Source organism: Prosthecobacter sp. (assembly GCF_049294395.1).
In the GTDB taxonomy this organism is placed as follows: domain Bacteria; phylum Verrucomicrobiota; class Verrucomicrobiia; order Verrucomicrobiales; family Verrucomicrobiaceae; genus Prosthecobacter.
On the sequence record NZ_JBAQCR010000438.1, the window covers coordinates 1 to 3,348 of the forward strand.

Here is a 3,348-nt window from a genome sequence, read left to right on the forward strand (position 1 = left end):
GTCAAGGAGCGTCAAGAAGCATACAAAAAAGTTCTCGGTGCCATAGTATCTGAACAGGCGATTCTTCAGAGCCTTTATCAACCATTGATGACGCACCTAGAAAGCTCCGCTGGCGCCCGCAAGAAAATTTCATTCTCGGTCCTCCGGAGGGTTAATGTTGAAAATTGGGCAGCCGAAGGGGAGTCGTTAATTGATTTGCGCGTAAGCGGTTTGTTGAAAGGCCGAGGAACTTTGCTCAACCTCGCGAATTCAATCCTGAAAGAGGCGTGGATATCAGGAGACGCAGAATCAGCAAGCAACGCAATCAATGAATTCAGGACTAAAATACAGAAGGACTTTTTGGAGCAAATGACGAACGCTGATCCTGCCACATATCGTGCTTGGTCCAAAAAATTCGCTCAATGGCTCTATAGTACTGATCACATTTCAATTGAATATAGCATCGACTATGGCGGGGTTGATATCCGCAAATTATCCCCCGGAACACGTGGCATAGTACTCCTCCTACTATATCTGGCGCTTGATACAGCTGATGAGCGCCCGCTTATTATTGACCAACCCGAGGAAAATCTCGACCCCCAATCAATATTCGAGGAACTGGTAGGCCTATTTTTATCCGCTAAGAGTAGACGGCAGGTCATCATTGTAACACACAATGCAAACCTCGTTGTTAACACCGATGCCGATCAAATAATAATTGCTAACGCCGGATTTTCTAGCGGGAAAGGTTTACCCCCCATTACTTATCTTTCAGGTGGCCTTGAAAGTCAAAACATTCGGGAATCCGTTTGTGCAATCCTTGAAGGAGGAGAGCTGGCGTTAAAAGAGCGCGCCCGCCGTTTGCGCGTCGAGCTTGACCGACCAAGTTAACGCTCAAGCTAAGTATTAACCGTGGACTGATGCCGAGGAAGCACCTAGGAGACGAGACTCGCATGACTTCCCAAACAAGCTTTTACATTATCCTCGGCTCCCTTCTGGTGCCAACGTGTGCCACGATGGGCATGGCCCATGTGCGGCGCTGGCGCAGCGAGAAACGCCAAAGGCAGGCGCGCTCTCCTATTTCTGAAAAGCTGATGCGGCCTGCTGGAGAATCTCTGCGGCTGAGGATCGATGATCTCGGAGAGCAGTTCGGAGAACGCCTCACTTTTGCGATGATCTTGCCGGGGGCCATGCTGGCTGCGGTGCTGCTAACTTCTCCAGATGGCAGCATCTCCCAGAGTCGTGCGGTCGCGGCATTCGTCATCTGCGCCCTTCTGCTGGTCTTCCTATTGCGCCGTGCATTCCAGACGCAGGCGGAACTCTCCCAATGCAGGTTGGGCTTTCACGGTGAGCGAGCAGTGGCGGAGGAATTGAACCAGCTGATGGCTGAGGGGTGCCGCGTGTTTCACGATCTGCCGATGGAGCCGTACGGCAATATTGACCATGTGATTGTCTCCATGACGGGTGTCTTTGCGGTGGAAACCAAGACGCGCCGCAAACGCCCGCCCCCCAAGGGGAAACGGGACTGCGATGCGGTCTTTGATGGCGAGGCTGTCCACTTTCCCACATGGACGGAGACGAAGATGGTGGATCAAGCGAGGATGCAGGCGGAGCAGCTGAGCACCTTGCTGACGAGTGCTGTGGGAGCACCGGTGGCGGCGCAAGCTGTGCTCACGCTGCCTGGTTGGTTTCTCACGAGTCGCGTGCCGCCTGGCAAGGTGCGTGTGCTCAATCCGAAGGGGATCCGAAGCATTGCCGTGGATGCGCGCGCGACGAAGCTGAGCCCGGAGATGATCCAGCGCATCTGCCACCAGCTGGAGGCCAAATGCCGTACGGTGGAACTTTGAATGGCGCGGCATTCAGGCTGGACATGAATATCTGTGGGATAACGGCATTGGGCGTGAGTGTTGGAGTTGCGGCACGTCCGGATCGCAGCGGAGCGCATTGATGACGATGCTGGTGGGCGTGGTGTGTGAAGAAGGTGCTGGGTTTGCTTCCCCGGCATCCTTTTGAAAACCCAGGGTCGCCTCGCTGAGGCTTCCTTCTTCGCTAAAGCTACGAAGGACGCGCGGCTGACCCTGGGCTGAAATCCGCAGCCCCTTTGGGGCTGTTGTGATGCGGAGTGGAGTGGCGAAGGACGGCGTCTTTGTGCCGAATCGTTTTTAAGGTGGCGAGGCCATGGTCATCTGCGGGTGAACAGCGAATGAAGCACCTCCTTAATTACCGAGTGCCGGTCATGGCAGGCTTTTTGTTTTTGTTTGCAAAATGATGACCGCTCTATTCGTCCCTCTTGGGTGTCGTGCGCTTGTTTTTGGCGGACGCCCCTGCCTTTCATTTTAGTCCAAGCCCCCTGCCCTATGAAAATACGTTTTGCTCTTCTTCTGTCTCTTGCTCTGCCCTGCATGCTCCACGCGGAGGAGGTGCCGCCGGTGGTGATTCCTTTGTGGGAGAAGGGGGCGCCGGGGTTTGAGAAGTTGAAGGATGAGCCGGAGGTGATGAAGGGGAGCTCGGTGACGCATGTGAACAATCCGTCGATCACGGTGTTTCCGGCGCCGAAGGAGAAGGCGAACGGGGCGGCGGTGCTGATTGTGCCAGGGGGCGGGCATCGGCAGCTGGGGTTTGGTGGCGAGGGGGTGGAGCCGGCGAAGCTGCTGAACGGGCTGGGGGTGACGTGCTTTGTGCTGAAGCACCGGCTGCCGCGTGAGGAGGGGTCTCCGTACAATATCGACATTCATCCGCGCCAGGACGGGCAGCGGGCGATGAGGGTGATCCGCAGTCGTGCGGCGGAGTGGAATCTGGATGAGAAGCGGATCGGGATTCTGGGATTCTCTGCGGGTGGTGAGGTGGTGGCGATGGTGGTGTACGGCCCGACGGGGGGTGATGCGGGGGCGGCGGATGCGATCGACCGGGCGAGCTGCCGGGCGGATTTTCAGGTGTCGATTTATCCGGGGCCGCTGGGGGTGCCGGCGGGGCCGGTACCGGCGGATGCGCCGCCGGCGTTTTTCCTGGTGGCGAATGATGATACGAGCCACGTGAAGCCGGTGCTGGATCAGCTGGCGAAGTATGAGGAGGCGAAGCGGCCGGTGGAGGTGCACCTGTATGCGCGTGGGGCGCATGGTTTTGGGATGGGGGGACGATCGAAGCTGGCATCGATCCGGACGTGGACGCAGCGGCTGACGGACTGGCTGGGGGATAATGGGTTTTTGGCGGCGGCTGAAGAGAAGGTGCAGCCGAAGGCGGGTGGCAAGTAAAGGCGCGGGCGGGGTAGATGGACAGGATTAACAGGATGGCAGAATTTCAGGATTAGGGGTGTGGTGCGCGTGTGTGGTGGGAGGAATGCGGCGGTGATGGCGGGGTGGTAGATTTGGG

Annotated in this window: 3 protein-coding genes; all 3 read left to right on the forward strand. The window is 57.2% G+C overall.

Annotated features, from left to right (window positions below):
• On the forward strand, positions 1-870 hold an 870-nt coding region (locus WAW39_RS29885; protein WP_422323371.1), incomplete at its 5' end, for an AAA family ATPase.
• Between the two features lie 62 nt (positions 871-932).
• Positions 933-1,826, forward strand: a complete 894-nt coding sequence (locus tag WAW39_RS29890; protein ID WP_422323373.1) for a nuclease-related domain-containing protein — start codon at positions 933-935, stop codon at positions 1,824-1,826.
• A gap of 510 nt (positions 1,827-2,336) precedes the next feature.
• Positions 2,337-3,230 (forward strand): alpha/beta hydrolase, encoded by an 894-nt coding sequence (locus tag WAW39_RS29895; RefSeq protein ID WP_422323375.1) that lies wholly within the window; start codon positions 2,337-2,339, stop codon positions 3,228-3,230.
• Positions 3,231-3,348: the final 118 nt, after the last annotated feature.

Bases quoted from the DNA above. Each gene is read 5' to 3' on its own strand.
- WAW39_RS29890 (WP_422323373.1), top strand. From the start codon at position 933: ATGACTTCCCAAACAAGCTTTTACATTATCCTCGGCTCCCTTCTGGTG.
- WAW39_RS29895 (WP_422323375.1), top strand. From the start codon at position 2,337: ATGAAAATACGTTTTGCTCTTCTTCTGTCTCTTGCTCTGCCCTGCATG.